The organism is Tepidibacter aestuarii, assembly GCF_934924865.1.
GTDB lineage: Bacteria > Bacillota > Clostridia > Peptostreptococcales > Peptostreptococcaceae > Tepidibacter_A > Tepidibacter_A aestuarii.
On sequence record NZ_OW235315.1, the window covers coordinates 1013708 to 1029010 of the forward strand.

Consider the following 15303-nt stretch of genomic DNA (forward strand, 5'->3'; position numbering starts at 1 on the left):
TTGAAAAAAAATAGTTTGTCATTGTTGATATTGAGTTTGTTCTTGGGGATGATGATTATAATTGAATTTAAAACTGTAGATAAGACTACAGGAGGATTAGTATCTTCTCAAAAAGCGAATCAGTTGTCAATTGAACTAAAAAGCTTGACAGATAGAAAAAAAGCATTGGAAAAAGATGTACAAGCATTGGATCAGAGGATACAAGAATATAAGGATTCTGAAGCTGAAAAAAATGTTCTTGTAAAAAACTTAAAAGAAGATACTAAAAAATATGAGACATTAGCTGGATATTACGATGTAAGTGGTCCTGGTGTTGTAATAACAATTAAAAAGCCACAAGAAGCAAGTGATGAAACAGTACTTCTTTACAATTACGATAATATACTTACTATAATAAATAAGCTAAATGCAGCTGGAGCGGAAGCAATGTCTATAAATGGAGAAAGATATGTATCGAGCACAGAAATACATTTGTCTGGAGATAAAGTTATAGTAAATGGAAATCCTATAATCACTCCATTTGAAATTAAATGTATAGGAAATTCTGATATATTAGAATCTGCTTTGAATATGAGGTTTGGCATAATTTATCAGCTTAGGAAAGAATGGAACCTAGATGTTGATGTGAAAAAGGAAGAGAATATAGAAATATCTAGGTACAATAAGACTATAGACTTTAAGTATGCTAATCCTGTAGAATCTAATGTGAAGGTGAAATAATATGGGTAGTGTAAAGATAAAACAAAAGTCTATGATAATCATAAACTTCATAATAGGGATATTAATAGCTGTAAGTATTAAAAATATTAATGGAAATCAGACCTTTGTTACATTGAAAACAATACAAGAAATTGAAAATCAAATAGAGGTAGAAAGAGTTGACGTTGAAAATTTAAATAAATTAATACTTGAGAAAAAATCGAATATAGCAAAGTATGAACTTGAAATCGAAGATACAGGTTCTATAAAGACTATATTAGAAAAAGAACTAGATGATGCTAAGGTTATAACTGGATTTAAAGATGTAGTTGGAGAAGGGGTAGTAATTAGAATAAGTGATAGTGAAAGAGAGCTAGAAGAATGGGAAAACCCAAATGACCTTGTTATTCATGACAAAGACGTAATAATGGTTATAAATGATCTTAAAGTAGCTGGAGCAGAGGCTATATCGATAAATGGAGAAAGATTGACTACATTTTCTGAAATAAAATGCTCAGGTCCTACTATAACTATAAATGAATCTACATATGGACAGCCATTTGTAATAAAAGCAGTAGGTGATAAAAAGTTTTTAAAATCTGCTATGGAAAATCCGTATTCCAATATAAATACAAAAGAGTATCTTTATGATATAGGTTTTGAAGTAGAGGAAAAAGATGAAATAATAATACCTAAATATAGTGGCGAATTTAAATTTGAATATATAAAAGAAGGTGATTAGTTTGATTTTATCTTTGATAGGACTTGCACTAGGAATAATTATTGGATATTATATACCTGTAACTTATCCTGATAGCTATTCTTTGTACATATCTGTAGGATTATTAGCTGCAATGGATTCCGTGTTTGGGGCTATAAGAGCAACACTTGAAGGTAAATACGATGGAATTATATTTGTAACTGGTTTTTTTGGAAATGCAATTTTAGCCGGAATATTGGCATATATAGGAGATAGATTAGGCTTTCCTCTGTATTATGCGAGTATATTCGTTTTCGGAGGAAGATTATTTCAGAACTTCGCTATTATTAGAAGATATGCTTTTAACAAATTGATTAATAAAAAAAGAGGAAATTAATACTTTCTGTTGAATACCTTAAATATTAATAAAAATTTAAAAAAGATATAATTTATTAAATATAGTATAAAAAATAAAAAGGAATTATAAGTAAGGAGGTTCTTACATGCTACAATTTGATGTTGGTATGGATCAGTTTGCACAAATTAAAGTAATAGGAGTAGGCGGCGGAGGAAACAATGCTGTTAATAGAATGATAGAGGCTAATTTACAAGGTGTAGAGTTTGTAGCCATAAACACAGACAAGCAAGCACTATTCACTTCAAAAGCTGAACAAAAGATACAAATAGGAGACAAGTTAACAAGAGGACTAGGAGCGGGAGCAAATCCTGAAATAGGACAAAAAGCAGCAGAAGAAAGTAAGGAAGATATCACACAAGCTCTTCAAGGTGCGGATATGGTATTTGTAACTGCCGGAATGGGTGGTGGAACAGGAACGGGAGCAGCTCCTGTTGTTGCAAAAATTGCTAAAGAATTAGGAATACTTACAGTAGGTGTTGTTACAAAGCCTTTTACATTTGAAGGTAAAAGAAGGATGATTCATGCTGAACAGGGTATAAAAGAATTTAAAACTAATGTAGATACATTAATAACTATACCTAATGATAGATTATTACAGATAGTAGAAAAGAAAACATCTATGCTTGACGCTTTTAAGAAAGCCGATGATGTATTACAACAAGGGGTTCAAGGTATATCTGACTTAATAGCTGTACCGGGACTTGTAAACCTAGACTTTGCTGATGTTCAAACTATAATGAGAGAACAAGGATTAGCGCATATGGGTATAGGTAATGCTAAAGGAGAAAACAGAGCTATTGAAGCTGCAAAGCAAGCTATTCAAAGTCCACTGCTTGAGACTTCTATAAGAGGAGCAAAAGGTGTTCTTTTAAATATAACTGGAGGAGACGATCTAGGATTATTTGAAATTAATGAAGCAGCAAGCTTAGTTCAAGAAGCATGTGATGAAGAAGCTAACATTATATTTGGAGCAGTTATAAATGAGGATCTAGGTGATGAACTTAGAATAACAGTTATAGCAACAGGCTTTGAAGAAGGACAAGATACGACTTTAAATATAGTAGATAAAAAAGAGAAAAAAGAAGAAGTAAAAGAGACTATTAAAGAAGAAAAAGTAAATACTAGTGTAGATCCTGATTTGGATATACCTACATTTTTAAGAAGAAGATAATATTATCTTCTTTTTTTTATGCATAATTTTAAATTTTTATGCATAATTTAAAAGAGAGAAAATATTGTTAAAAAATGAGGAAAATAAATTGGAATTCGACTACCTATTGTGACATAAAAATAACTTAAAATTTAGTATAATTTATTTATGAGTTATAACCATTAAATGTCAAAACAAAAAAGGTGGTTTAAATGATAGTTTATGCAGAATATTATTTTTTACATAATCTATTAGCAAATTACATGATATTAAAAACAACCTCGAGGATAGTAAATAACAATTTTTCTAAATATAGAGCTTTTGCAGGAGGGTTTATAGGAGCTTTATATTGTATGGTTTATTTTATTCCAAGTTTAATGTTTTTATACAATATTTTAATGAAAATTGTTTTTGCCTTATTTATAGTGTTTATAGGTTTTGAGTATAAAGGCATTAAGGAATACCTTAAATTATTGATGGTGTTTTATATTGTGAATATGTTTTTAGCAGGTAGTACGATGTACATAATTTATTGTTCTGGTATAGATTACACTGTAGTATCGTGGGTTTTAATTTCTTTCATTTTTTTTATAGCTAATAGTGGTCTTTTTGATAGGTTTTACAAAATAATAAAAAGCCTTAATGTATTTAAAGATTTAAAAAATGATATAACTGTTAAGATTGAAAACAAGCAAGTAGTATTTAACACTTTAATGGATACAGGTAATCTATTAAAGGATCCTGTAAGCCAAAATCCTGTAATGATAGTAGATGTCAAAAAGTTAGAAGATGTTTTACCTCAAGAACTAGTATATGTTGATTATTCAGTTATGAATTTAAAAAAAGTAGATTATTTAATGAGCAAATTAAGTGACACTATTTCTAGCAGGTTTAGAGTAATACCTTACAAAGTAGTTGGAAATGAAGATGGATTGTTAATAGGAATAAAGGCAGATTACATAGAAATACAGGGACATAAAAAGGGAAATATAATATTGGGCTTATCAAATTTAAGTTCGGATGATATGAATGCATATGATGCAATAATAAATCCTAATTTTATATGATAAGGGATTATAGAATTTCCGTTCTATGTATAATATTGATACAATAACTACACTTGTAATTATTTTGAGCAACGGAGCCTGTAGGGATCGTTGGCGACATGAGTCAGTGCGTAGCGACTAGACGAATTTTATTTGATGATTATTAAGGGGGAGTGAAGTTTATGGTTAAGTCGTTTTATAAGTTAAAGAACAAAATTGTATATTTAGTCAATAAACTATTGATTAAATTTAATCTCGTGAGAAAAGATGAGATATATTATTTAGGTGGTAATGATATACTTCCTCCACCTTTGAATGCTGAAGAAGAAGTTGAAGTTTTAAAAAAACTTGAAAGTGATGAAAGTGTTAAAAGTATATTAATAGAAAGAAATTTAAGGCTTGTAGTATACATATCTAGAAAATTTGAAAATACAGGCCTTGATATAGAAGATTTAATATCAATAGGTACAATTGGTCTTATAAAAGCTGTTAATACATTTAAATTGGATAAAAAGATTAAGCTTGCTACATATGCGTCAAGATGTATAGAAAATGAAATACTTATGTATCTTAGAAAGAACAGTAAGAAAAAAGTAGAAATATCGTTTGATGAACCTTTGAATATAGATTTAGATGGAAATGAACTTTTACTTTCTGATGTTATGGGAACTGATAACGATGAAATATACAAATTAATAGAAGAGGAAATAGATAGAGAGCTACTTCAAATAGCGTTAGATAAACTTTCTATAAGAGAAAAACAGATAATGGAACTGAGATTTGGGCTTAAAAGTGGAGATGAAAAAACACAAAAGGAAGTAGCTAATATGCTTGGAATATCTCAATCTTACATATCTAGACTCGAGAAAAAGATTGTATTTAGACTTAAAAAAGAAATGAAAAAATTTGTTTAAATTGTAAAATTTTAAGCATTCTCTTTGAGTATAAAATTTATATTTCTGTAAATAATTAAATTAGAAATAACTTGAAGAGAGGGCTGGTATGATGCAAATAAATAAAGTAGAAATCTGTGGAGTTAATACATCTGAATTACCAGTATTAAAAAACAAAGAAATGCGAGAACTCTTGGTTAAAATAAAGAATGGAGATGAAGAGTGTAGACAACAATTCGTAAATGGAAACTTGAGGCTTGTTTTAAGTGTTATACAAAAATTTAATAATAGAGGAGAGAATATAGACGATTTATTTCAAATAGGATGTATAGGTCTTATTAAAGCTATAGACAATTTTGATTTAAGTCAAAACGTAAGATTCTCAACTTATGCAGTACCTATGATAATTGGAGAAATAAGAAGATACTTAAGAGATAACAATCCTATAAGAGTTAGTAGATCTTTAAAGGACATAGCTTATAAAGCTTTACAAGTGAGAGAGAGATTAACAATAGAAAATCTGAAAGAGCCTAATGTCTCTCAAATAGCTAAAGAGCTAAATATGAATCGAGAAGATGTAGTTTTAGCTTTAGATGCAATACAAGACCCTATATCTTTGTTTGATCCTATATATCAAGACAATGGCGATGCGATATACGTTATGGACCAAGTTCAAGATAAAAAAGGAAGAGATGAAGTTTGGATAGAGGAAATAGCTTTAAAAGAAGCTGTGAAAAAGCTCAATAGTAGAGAAAGGTTAGTTCTTGATTTGAGGTTTTATAAAGGTAAAACTCAAATAGAGGTTGCTGATGAAATAGGTATATCTCAGGCACAAGTTTCCAGAATAGAAAAAAATGCCTTAAAGAACATGAGAAAGCATATTTGACCCTAAGTGGTCATTTTTTTTTACATATAAAGTAGTATAAAATAGTTTTTTAATTCATAATTATTATAAATAAAAGGGAGGGATACGTATGTTTAAAATTTCGGATATGATGGAAAAAGAGGTTGTTAATGTGAATAACGGTAAAAAGTTAGGATTTATAAACGATATAGAATTGGATATGGGGGAAGGTAGAATAAAATCTTTAATAATTGTTAATGAAGGATCAAAAGGTTATTTATTATCACGAGGAGAAGCTTGTGCTGTATCGTGGAATAATATAATTAAAATAGGACATGATATGATTTTGGTAAAAATGGATCAACAAGTTGATTTTAATGACATAGACATATAAAGTATTAATGTATATAATTATGTTATTAGAAATTATTGGAGGTATGCTATGAAATGTCCGTACTGTAGTTTTTTGCAGTCTAGAGTAATAGATTCTAGGCCCACAGAAGAGGGAACTTCTATAAGAAGAAGAAGAGAGTGTGAGAGCTGTAAAAAAAGATTTACAACTTATGAAAAAATAGAATATGTAAGACTTGTGGTTATAAAGAAAGATGGAAATAGAGAAAGCTTTGATAGAAGTAAAATAATAAATGGAATAATAAAGGCGTGTGAAAAACGACCAGTTTCAATTGAGCAAATTGAAAATATAGTTGATCAAATAGAATATAATATAAATAAAAATATGTTCAAGGAAATAGAAACTAAGAAAATAGGTGAGCTAGTTATGGAAAAGCTCAAGAATATAGATGAGGTATCTTATGTTAGATTTGCATCAGTATACAGACATTTTAAAGATATAAATACATTCGTTCAAGAATTAGAAAAAATACTCAGTGAGAAAAGGTGAAAACATAATGTATATAGATTTTAATAGTGCTAATAAATGTGATTTTGCTAAGGTTATTTTTACAACTAAGGAGCTTGATATGTCTTTATCGGATGATAGAGAAAAACTATGCGAGAATGTGAATTTTAATTTCGATAATCTAACATATAATAAGCAAGTTCATGGAAATGACGTAGTAGTAGTTGATGAAAATAATATAGGAAACATTGAAGAAGCAGATGGAATAATAACCAATATAGCTGATGTTCCTATAATGGTATTTGTAGCTGATTGTGTGTCTATAGCTTTTATAGATGTTGAAAATAAGGTTATAGGGTGTGTTCATGCAGGATGGAGAGGAACTTACAAGGAAATATCTTCAATTATCATAAATAAAATGAAAAATATATACAAATCAAAGGTTGAAAATATAAAGTGTATAATAGGACCTGCTATAGATAGCTGCTGCTATGAAGTTTCACATGATTTGGTAGAAAAATTTAACACTAAGTTTACAAACTTAAGTGAAAGTTTATATATAATGAGAGATGAAAAGTATTATTTGGATCTTTTTAAAATTAATGAATTGATACTTATAAGAAATGGTATAAAAAGAGAAAATATATTTAATCCAAATTTGTGTACTTATTGTGATGAGAATACATTCCATTCTTATAGAAGAGAAAATGGAACTTCAAAGAGAATGGCTATGGTAATGCAGATACTCTAAAGGAGGAAATTTTATGAACACAGATATACTTGTTGTTGATGATGAGAAGCATATAGTCGAACTTTTAAAATTTAACCTTGAAACACAAGGGTACAATATAGAAACTGCATATGATGGACTCGATGCGTTTATAAAAGTAAGAGAGTTAAAGCCCGATTTAATATTGTTAGATAGAATGCTTCCGAATATAGATGGGCTCGAGGTTTTGAAGAAAATAAGAGAAGATAAAAGTACAAAGAATATACCTGTAATAATGCTTACAGCAAAGACTATGGAAAAAGACAAGATAGAGGGCCTTGATGTTGGAGCAGATGATTATATAAGTAAGCCTTTTAGTGTACAAGAAGTGTTGGCTAGGGTTAAGGCTGTGCTTAGAAGATATAATTCTAGTAAATCTGAAAAAAAAGTTTCTATAGAGCTAGGTAATATAAAAATAGATTTACAAAATTATGAAGTGTTCAAAGATTCTAAAAAAATAGATTTGACTTTGAAAGAGTTTGAATTGTTAAAGCTTCTAGCTCAAAATAAAGGTAAGGTCTTATCTAGAAATTTTTTATTGGACAAAATATGGGGATATGAATATTTTGGAGAAACTAGAACTGTAGATGTTCATATAAGACATTTAAGAAAAAAGATAGAAGATGGTGAAAAATATATAGAAACAATAAGAGGGGTAGGATATAAGATAAATTTAAAAGAAGGTGATTAATATCGATATGAATGATATATATGTAATTATTCTACTGCTTGTTATAGTATCGAACTTAATATATAGATATTTACGTGTACTTAGGAAATACTTAAAAGAGCTTATATATGTGTCAAATAGAGTAAGTGAGGGTGATTTTTCAGTCAAACTTAAAAATCAGTATAGTGGAGATCTTGGGAGGCTGTCTAGTAATTTTAATTTTATGATAAGTAAGATAAATACTAATATAGAGGAATTAGGAGACAGGAACATGAAGCTCAAATCTATATTAAAGAGTATATCAAATGGAATAGTAGCTATCGACAATGAACAAAAGATATTACTTATAAATGATGTAGCTAAAAAATTATTTGATAATGTTGATTTTGTGTTTGAAGGACAAAATATAGACAGTGTTATAAATAATGAAGCCATGGTAAAATCTATATCATCACTAATACCTACTAGAGAACATAAAAAGGTTCAAATAAAAGATGAAAATGATAGATATTACAAAATAAAGGTGGATCCAGTATATCTAAAAAACGCAAAAAATGTAGTTATAGGGTCTATTATAAATATAGAGGATATAACTGAAAATGTAAGACTTGAAAAAATAAGATCTGACTTTGTTGCAAATGTAACTCATGAAATTAAAACTCCATTAACATCTATAAATGGATTTGTAGAGACTTTAAAAAACAATGATTCAATAGATGTTGAAACGAGAAATAGATTTTTAGATATAATAGAGATAGAATCTAATAGACTTAGAAGGCTTATTGATGATATATTAGTTCTGTCATTTATAGAAAATAATGAAAATGAAAAATATGATAGTGTCAATTTATATTCTGTATTCAAAGAAGTATATGATCTTACTTATAATTCAGCTAAAAATAAAAATATAGAGTACACATATGAATTTTCAAGTGAGGATATACAATTAAAAGCTAATAAAGATTATATAAAACAAGTGTTTTTAAATTTAATTGATAATGCAATAAAGTATACACCTGAAAACGGAGATGTATCGGTTATTGTGACTCAAAAGAAAAATCAAATAATAATATCTGTAAAGGATACGGGTATGGGAATACCTCAGTCGGATATAGCTAGAATATTTGAAAGATTTTATAGAGTTGATAAAGCTAGAAGTACGAAAATAGGAGGGACTGGTCTGGGCCTTGCTATTGTAAAACATATAATAATATCTATGGGTGCAGATATAAAGGTAAAGAGTGCACTTAATAGAGGAACGGAATTTATAGTAACTATTGAAGAATAAGTATTTCCTTAAATTACAAGGAAATATTTATTCTTTTTTTGTAAAAATAAGTATATGAAATTAAACGAATCATAAAAAGGAGATGATGATTTGGGAAATTACGTATACTTAATATCTTGTTCGTTTTTTATGGGAATATTTGCAAGATTGTATATGATGAAGTTAGATTACAGACAGTACCCTACATATCCACAGGGATTTATATCTCATATTACACTTGGTATAATAGCAGCTTCACTTGGAGCTGTAGCAGTTCCATCGCTTGCTGAGAAAGAGTTTTCGGCAGTTACATTCTTGACTCTAGCAGCTCAGCAGTTTAGAGATGTTAGAAATATGGAAAGACAAAGTCTTGATAATATAGAGGATACTGAAATTGTTCCAAGGGGGATGGCTTATATAGAAGACATAGCAAAGGCATTTGAAGCTAGAAATTATATGGCAATACTTACAGCGCTAGCTACAGGAATTGTATTTTATTTATCATCAGATATATTTAATATGAACAATCCAGTATCAATTATTATATCTGTAACAGTAGGTTTTGTTGTAGCCACATTATTAAAGGCAATATTGACTAGAGACAAAATTGGAGAAGTAGCCGAGGTCGTACCAGCTAAAATAGAATTTGATGGACCTCTTCTTAAGGTGAGTGGAGTAGTTATTATGAATGTGGGGCTTTCATCATCTAGAAATAGATATTTACAAGATGGATTGGCTGTTGAAATTATACCTAAGGATCCCAATGATATAGGTATTTTATCTAATTTAGGTCAAAGACAGGTTATAGCACATAATTCATCGGTTCAACTTGGAATTAAAAAAGACGCAGATGAACCTGATTTTACTCCAATATTAAGAAGAAATGAAGAAAAAGAAAGTATAGTAATGCCTATAATACCTATAAAAAAAGATGAAAGTCTACTAATAGAAATAATTAAAAATACTCCTATTATAGAATCTGCAAAAGGAAAAACTAATTTTTTGAAAGGTAGGAGATAATAATGGATATAGGATTAAATGATTGTATAATAGCTATTGTTACAATGGATAAAGATATGAAGTCTAGTACAGTACCTGTATTTTATGCACAGGATAGAGAGGATTTAGAGAGAAGATCACTTATCATATCTAAATGCGTTATGGGGATGGTTCATGATGCATTGAATGATACGTTTATAATAGTTAAACACTAAGATTAATAATCAAAGTTAGATGGTTAAGCGCAAAATGATGCTCATTAAAATACCGCTACTTCGGTTAAGATTTTAATAAAACTAAAGATTCCCCCTTATGAAATATCCTAAAACTTCTAAACTCCCTATGGTCAGACAACGAAGTTTCTTAACGTATATTTCAACGTCACAATCTAAGTTTTATGGAAAAATATTAACTAAAAAGTAGCTAACATTTTAATAAGCATCATTTTTATTTAAGCTGTCTAAACTTTAAATATGTGAATAACGTTGATCAAAGAATTAAATTTGCAATTATTTTGAGCAACGGAGCCCGTAGGACTCGTTGGCGACATGAGCTATGCGACAGCATAAAGCAAATTTTAATACAAAACTAAGCTATCTTGACTATTTGAGCGATTACGTGATAATATAACTTGACATATTATTTAAAAGAGTGGTGATGTTATTTGGAACTAAAAAACATTGAAGAAATAAAAAATATCATAAGCGCTGTTAATAAAGGAAGTATAGCAGAGGAATTAGATATTGAAGTTGGAGATATACTTCTAAGTATAAATGATAAAAAAATAGAAGATATTATAGAATATAAGTTTTTCATATCAGATGAATATCTAGAAGTTAAGATACAAAAGAAAGATGGAGAAATATATATATATGAAATAGAAAAGGAATATGATGAAGATTTAGGAATTGAATTTATAAATCCTATAATAGACAGAGCGAAAAGTTGTAGAAATAAATGCATATTCTGTTTTATAGACCAGCTTCCAAAAGGAATGAGAGAAACGCTTTATTTTAAAGATGATGATTCAAGACTTTCATTTTTACAAGGAAACTTTATAACTCTTACAAACATGAGTGAAGATGATATACAAAAAATGATACAATATAGAATAAGCCCTGTTAATATATCGGTACATACAACTGATCCAGATCTTAGAGGAAAGATGCTTAATAATAAAAATGCAGGGAAATTATATGGTATAATGAAGAGGTTAGCAGATGCAGGAATAGAGATGAATGCTCAGATAGTTTTATGCCCTGGTGTAAACGACAAAGCAAATCTAGACAGAACTCTTAATGACTTGTCTAAGCTACATCCTCATGTAAAAAGTGTTGCAGTGGTTCCTATTGGGCTTACTAAGTATAGAGAAGGCTTATTTGATGCCCAAATATATAATGAAGATTCTTCAATAGAAGTTATAGACTTTATACATGAATTTCAAAAGAAAGCACTTGATAATATAGGTACTAGATTTGTGTTTTTATCAGATGAATTTTATGTTATGGCTAAAAAAGATATACCTTCTTATGATTCTTATGAAGGCTTTGCACAAATAGAAAATGGAGTAGGCCTTATTTGTAAGCTTGAGAGAGAAATAGATGACTATCTTCAAAAAACTTTTGTTAGATTAAAAAATCAAAAGACAGTGTCTATTGCAACTGGAGAATCAGCTTATAATTTTATAAAAAAGGTTTCTTTAAAAGTTATGAGTAATGTTGAAAATCTAAAAATAAACGTATATAAGATAAAGAATGAGTATTTTGGAGAGACGATAACTGTAGCAGGACTTATAACTGCAACTGATATAATTAATCAGTTAAAGGATGAAAAACTTGGAGACAAGCTTGTAATACCTAAGGCAATGCTAAAATCGGATGAAGATATATTCTTAGATAATATAACTCTTGATGACCTTCAAGAGAGATTAGATATAAAAATAGATGCATCTAAAAATGAAGGCACAGATTTTGTAAAAAAACTAATAAAGTAAATAGAAAAGGAGTAATTTAAAATGAGTAAACCAATAGTTGCCGTAGTTGGAAGACCTAATGTTGGAAAATCAACATTGTTCAATAAATTAGTAGGTAAGAGAATTGCAATAGTAGAAGATACACCTGGAGTAACTAGAGATAGAATATATGCAGAGGGAGAATGGTTAAATAAATACTATACTTTAATAGATACTGGTGGAATTGAGCCTGAGAGTGAAGATATAATAGTATCACAAATGAGAACTCAAGCTGAGCTTGCCATGGATATGGCACATGTAATTTTATTCGTAGTAGATGGAAAAGTGGGACTTACGAATGATGACAGAGAAGTAGCTCAAATGCTTAGAAAAACTAAAAAACCTGTTCTATTAGTCGTAAATAAAGTAGATAATAAAGAAAAATCAGAGCATTTTTACGATTTTTATGAACTAGGATTTGGAGATCCGATAGAAATATCTGCTTCAATAGGTCTTGGAATAGGAGACTTATTAGATGAGGTTGTTGACAACTTCCCAGAGGGATTAGATACTGAATACGACCCAGATGTAATTAAAGTAGCTATAGTTGGAAAACCAAATGCAGGTAAATCTTCTATACTTAACAATATACTAGGAGAAGAAAGAGTAATAGTAAGTCCAATAGCTGGTACTACAAGAGATGCTATAGATACTTACTTTGAAGATGGAGACGATAAATACCTATTAATAGATACTGCTGGTCTTAGAAAAAGAAGTAAAGTACATGAAAATATAGAAAAGTATAGTGTTATAAGATCTATTACGGCTGTTGAAAGAGCAGATGTTGCACTTATAGTTATAGATGCTACTCAAGGAGTTACAGAGCAAGATACTAAGGTTGCAGGTATTGCGCACGATGAAGGTAAGGCTTGTATACTAGTAATTAATAAATGGGATCTAATAGAAAAAGATAATAAAACTATGAACAATTACATACAAGATATAAGAGGGAAGTTTCCGTTTATGCTATATTCTCCTATAATATTTATATCGGCTAAGACAAACCAAAGAATGAACACAGTACTACCTAAGGTTAAATATATTTCAAATGAAGCCTCAAAGAGAATTCAAACGGGTGCTTTAAATGACGTAATAGGAGAAGCTGTACTTTTAAATCAACCGCCTTCTGATAAAGGTAAGAGACTTAAAATTTACTATGCAACTCAAACAGGTATTAAGCCTCCTAAATTTACTTTATTTATAAATGATAAGGAACTTACACATTTTTCTTATCAAAGATACTTAGAAAATAAAATAAGAGAGAATTTTGGATTTGAGGGAACTCCTGTTAGATTTAATTATAAAGAGAAAGAAAGGAAGAGATAGATAATATGAACAATTATTTTATAGCTGCTTTAATTTCTTATTTCTTAGGTAACATTTCAATATCTTATATTTTAGGAAAGACTATGGCAAAAATAGATATTAGAAATCATGGATCTGGAAATGCAGGCACAACTAATGTACTTAGAACTTTGGGTAAAAAAGCTGCATTAATCACATTTTTAGGTGACGCTTTAAAAGGCTCACTGGCTGTGTATATAGGCCTTAAGATGGGTGGCAGAGAGGTTGCCTTAATATCTGCTATATTTGTTGTCTTAGGTCATGATTGGCCCGTTTTATTGAAATTTAGAGGAGGTAAAGGAGTAGCAACTACCATTGGTACCATTATGGTTATAAATCCTTTACAAGCTATAATATGCGTATTAGCTGGTATAATAATTATTTACATTACTAGATATGTATCTTTAGGATCCATGCTTGGTATATGTACGCTTCCATTTTTTATGTTTTTCGTAGGCAGAAATGAATTTACAGTTTCTATTATTTTGATGATTTTAATTTTATTTACACATAGAGAAAATATAAAAAGGGTTATTAAGGGTGAAGAGAGAAAGATAGGTCAAAAGATTCAAATAAAATAGAGTTAGAAGGTGTTTTTATGGAAAAGATTTGTGTATTAGGAGCAGGTAGTTGGGGGAGCGCTCTTGCTATTTTATTATCTAAAAAGGGATACGAAGTAAGCTTGTATATGAGAAACAAAGATCAATATGAGAGTATGACGAAGACTAGGGAAAATCTTAAATATCTTCCAGGGGTAATAATGCCAAATAACATAAAAATGACAATTGATCTTAAAGATGCTGTTAAAGAAGCAAAAATAATAGTTTTAGGAGTAGCATCTCAAGGTGTTAGAGGGGTATTAAAATCTATAAAAGATTATGTTAAAGACGATCAAATTATAGTGAATGTAGCAAAGGGATTTGAAAAAGATACTAACCTTAGAATATCTGAGGTTGTTAAGGAAGAACTTCCAAACAACCCTTATGCTATTTTGTCAGGGCCATCTCATGCGGAAGAGGTATCTAAAGATATGCCTACTACTGTAGTTGTAGCATCAGAAAATATGAAAGTAGCTGAACAAGTTCAAGATACATTTATAAATCCTAAATTTAGAGTATATACGAATCCTGATGTTATAGGGGTTGAACTTGGAGGAGCTCTTAAAAATATAATAGCTTTTGGAGCTGGAATCTGTGATGGACTTGGATATGGGGACAATACAAAGGCAGCTTTAATGACAAGAGGAATTAGAGAAATAGGAAGATTAGGTGTAGCTATGGGTGCTAAGTCAAGTACTTTCTCAGGGCTTTCAGGCACTGGAGATTTAATAGTTACTTGTACTAGTATGCACAGTAGAAATAGAAGAGCTGGTATACTTATAGGAAAAGGTAAATCTTTAAAAGAGACTCTTGATGAAATAAAAATGGTAGTTGAGGGAATACGCGCAACTGAATCGGCCTATAATCTATCTAAAAAATATAATGTGGATATGCCAATAACAAATGAAATATATAAGGTTTTATATGGAGACAATGAAGTAAAAGAATCTGTTATAAATCTTATGCTAAGAAGCAAGACTCATGAAATGGAAGAAGTAGCTATGGAAGAAAACTAAACTTTTAAAAGTTTAGTTT

18 protein-coding genes are annotated in these 15303 nt (G+C 29.6%); all 18 read left to right on the plus strand.

All coding sequences use genetic code 11. The annotated features are described in order from the left end of the window. Entirely contained in the window at positions 1-720 is a 720-nt protein-coding gene (locus M2214_RS04805; protein ID WP_248483354.1) for a DUF881 domain-containing protein, read from the plus strand. Position 721: 1 nt separating this feature from the next. Next, entirely contained in the window at positions 722-1441 is a 720-nt protein-coding gene (locus M2214_RS04810; RefSeq protein ID WP_248483356.1) for a DUF881 domain-containing protein, read from the plus strand. Beyond that, positions 1434-1796 (plus strand): small basic family protein, encoded by a 363-nt coding sequence (locus tag M2214_RS04815; protein ID WP_330651549.1) that lies wholly within the window; start codon positions 1434-1436, stop codon positions 1794-1796. The genes M2214_RS04810 and M2214_RS04815 overlap by 8 nt, the downstream gene beginning before the upstream one ends. Before the next feature lie 106 nt (positions 1797-1902). Next, positions 1903-2988, plus strand: coding sequence for a cell division protein FtsZ (gene ftsZ / locus M2214_RS04820; protein ID WP_248483358.1), 1086 nt, complete (start codon positions 1903-1905; stop codon positions 2986-2988). 191 nt (positions 2989-3179) lie between these two features. Then, positions 3180-4034, plus strand: a complete 855-nt coding sequence (locus tag M2214_RS04825; protein WP_248483360.1) for a sigma-E processing peptidase SpoIIGA — start codon at positions 3180-3182, stop codon at positions 4032-4034. Positions 4035-4195: 161 nt separating this feature from the next. Continuing rightward, the gene (sigE, locus tag M2214_RS04830) at positions 4196-4927 is read left to right on the plus strand and encodes an RNA polymerase sporulation sigma factor SigE (protein ID WP_248483362.1); all 732 of its coding nucleotides are present in this window, start codon (positions 4196-4198) and stop codon (positions 4925-4927) included. A 91-nt stretch (positions 4928-5018) separates the two neighbouring features. After that, the gene (gene sigG, locus M2214_RS04835) at positions 5019-5792 is read left to right on the plus strand and encodes an RNA polymerase sporulation sigma factor SigG (protein ID WP_248484764.1); all 774 of its coding nucleotides are present in this window, start codon (positions 5019-5021) and stop codon (positions 5790-5792) included. Between the two features lie 88 nt (positions 5793-5880). Next, complete coding sequence (locus M2214_RS04840) at positions 5881-6144, plus strand: YlmC/YmxH family sporulation protein (protein WP_248483364.1); 264 nt, start codon at positions 5881-5883, stop codon at positions 6142-6144. 48 nt (positions 6145-6192) lie between these two features. After that, positions 6193-6651: a transcriptional regulator NrdR gene (nrdR, locus tag M2214_RS04845; protein ID WP_248483366.1), complete on the plus strand. Its 459-nt coding sequence runs from the start codon at positions 6193-6195 to the stop codon at positions 6649-6651. A gap of 7 nt (positions 6652-6658) precedes the next feature. Continuing rightward, positions 6659-7360, plus strand: a complete 702-nt coding sequence (gene pgeF / locus M2214_RS04850) for a peptidoglycan editing factor PgeF (RefSeq protein ID WP_248483368.1) — start codon at positions 6659-6661, stop codon at positions 7358-7360. A 13-nt stretch (positions 7361-7373) separates the two neighbouring features. Beyond that, positions 7374-8069 (plus strand): response regulator transcription factor, encoded by a 696-nt coding sequence (locus tag M2214_RS04855; protein ID WP_248483370.1) that lies wholly within the window; start codon positions 7374-7376, stop codon positions 8067-8069. After that, the gene (locus M2214_RS04860; protein ID WP_248483372.1) at positions 8062-9336 is read left to right on the plus strand and encodes a sensor histidine kinase; all 1275 of its coding nucleotides are present in this window, start codon (positions 8062-8064) and stop codon (positions 9334-9336) included. The genes M2214_RS04855 and M2214_RS04860 overlap by 8 nt, the downstream gene beginning before the upstream one ends. A 90-nt stretch (positions 9337-9426) precedes the next feature. Continuing rightward, complete coding sequence (locus M2214_RS04865) at positions 9427-10335, plus strand: YIEGIA family protein (protein WP_248483374.1); 909 nt, start codon at positions 9427-9429, stop codon at positions 10333-10335. Between the two features lie 2 nt (positions 10336-10337). After that, a complete protein-coding gene (locus M2214_RS04870; RefSeq protein WP_248483376.1) occupies positions 10338-10529 on the plus strand; it encodes a capping complex subunit for YIEGIA in 192 nt (63 codons plus the stop codon). Positions 10530-10978: 449 nt separating this feature from the next. After that, complete coding sequence (locus M2214_RS04875; protein WP_248483378.1) at positions 10979-12307, plus strand: DUF512 domain-containing protein; 1329 nt, start codon at positions 10979-10981, stop codon at positions 12305-12307. 21 nt (positions 12308-12328) lie between these two features. After that, entirely contained in the window at positions 12329-13651 is a 1323-nt protein-coding gene (der, locus tag M2214_RS04880; RefSeq protein WP_248483380.1) for a ribosome biogenesis GTPase Der, read from the plus strand. A gap of 5 nt (positions 13652-13656) precedes the next feature. Then, positions 13657-14250 carry a glycerol-3-phosphate 1-O-acyltransferase PlsY gene (gene plsY, locus M2214_RS04885; protein WP_248483382.1) on the plus strand — a complete coding sequence of 198 codons (594 nt, stop codon included), beginning with the start codon at positions 13657-13659 and terminating at the stop codon, positions 14248-14250. A 17-nt stretch (positions 14251-14267) separates the two neighbouring features. Further along, positions 14268-15284, plus strand: a complete 1017-nt coding sequence (locus M2214_RS04890) for an NAD(P)H-dependent glycerol-3-phosphate dehydrogenase (protein WP_248483384.1) — start codon at positions 14268-14270, stop codon at positions 15282-15284. Positions 15285-15303: the final 19 nt, after the last annotated feature.

Excerpts from the sequence above, each read along its gene's own strand:
- M2214_RS04810 (WP_248483356.1), top strand. The coding sequence starts at position 722 with ATGGGTAGTGTAAAGATAAAACAAAAGTCTATGATAATCATAAACTTC.
- ftsZ (WP_248483358.1), top strand. The coding sequence starts at position 1,903 with ATGCTACAATTTGATGTTGGTATGGATCAGTTTGCACAAATTAAAGTA.
- M2214_RS04825 (WP_248483360.1), top strand. The coding sequence starts at position 3,180 with ATGATAGTTTATGCAGAATATTATTTTTTACATAATCTATTAGCAAAT.
- sigE (WP_248483362.1), top strand. The coding sequence starts at position 4,196 with ATGGTTAAGTCGTTTTATAAGTTAAAGAACAAAATTGTATATTTAGTC.
- sigG (WP_248484764.1), top strand. The coding sequence starts at position 5,019 with ATGCAAATAAATAAAGTAGAAATCTGTGGAGTTAATACATCTGAATTA.
- M2214_RS04840 (WP_248483364.1), top strand. The coding sequence starts at position 5,881 with ATGTTTAAAATTTCGGATATGATGGAAAAAGAGGTTGTTAATGTGAAT.
- nrdR (WP_248483366.1), top strand. The coding sequence starts at position 6,193 with ATGAAATGTCCGTACTGTAGTTTTTTGCAGTCTAGAGTAATAGATTCT.
- pgeF (WP_248483368.1), top strand. The coding sequence starts at position 6,659 with ATGTATATAGATTTTAATAGTGCTAATAAATGTGATTTTGCTAAGGTT.
- M2214_RS04855 (WP_248483370.1), top strand. The coding sequence starts at position 7,374 with ATGAACACAGATATACTTGTTGTTGATGATGAGAAGCATATAGTCGAA.
- M2214_RS04870 (WP_248483376.1), top strand. The coding sequence starts at position 10,338 with ATGGATATAGGATTAAATGATTGTATAATAGCTATTGTTACAATGGAT.
- der (WP_248483380.1), top strand. The coding sequence starts at position 12,329 with ATGAGTAAACCAATAGTTGCCGTAGTTGGAAGACCTAATGTTGGAAAA.
- plsY (WP_248483382.1), top strand. The coding sequence starts at position 13,657 with ATGAACAATTATTTTATAGCTGCTTTAATTTCTTATTTCTTAGGTAAC.
- M2214_RS04890 (WP_248483384.1), top strand. The coding sequence starts at position 14,268 with ATGGAAAAGATTTGTGTATTAGGAGCAGGTAGTTGGGGGAGCGCTCTT.